This window comes from Oceanobacillus saliphilus (genome assembly GCF_023522835.1).
Classification (GTDB): domain Bacteria; phylum Bacillota; class Bacilli; order Bacillales; family Amphibacillaceae; genus Oceanobacillus; species Oceanobacillus saliphilus.
On record NZ_JALCZU010000237.1, the window covers coordinates 1 to 255 of the forward strand.

Below are 255 nucleotides of genomic sequence, written 5' to 3' on the forward strand. Positions count from 1 at the left end.
TCCTGATGCTCTCTTTCCCACCTCATTTCCTTTAACTCTTGTCTGTATTTCCGCTCAATGAACCGCTTCTGATGGGCCATCTGGGGAAAGTTATATTTCTCCAGTGCATCCATTGCTGCTCCCATCTCCGCCTGCTGAATGCTTGGTCCTTTCCCACAGCCTATCCTTTCTCCCTTGAAATAAACAGCCACAGTGTAGGTTCTAGCATGGGATGGCCCCACTGTCTGCAGAGTCTTGTATAAGGGGATGTCAGGC

1 protein-coding gene is annotated in these 255 nt (G+C 49.4%); it reads right to left on the reverse strand.

Going from position 1 to position 255, the window contains the following annotated elements; all coding sequences use genetic code 11:
* Window positions 1-248 (reverse strand): putative dsRNA-binding protein (locus MN204_RS21920; RefSeq protein ID WP_498043954.1); only part of this gene is annotated, 248 nt, incomplete at its 3' end.
* Between the last annotated feature and the right edge of the window lie 7 nt (window positions 249-255).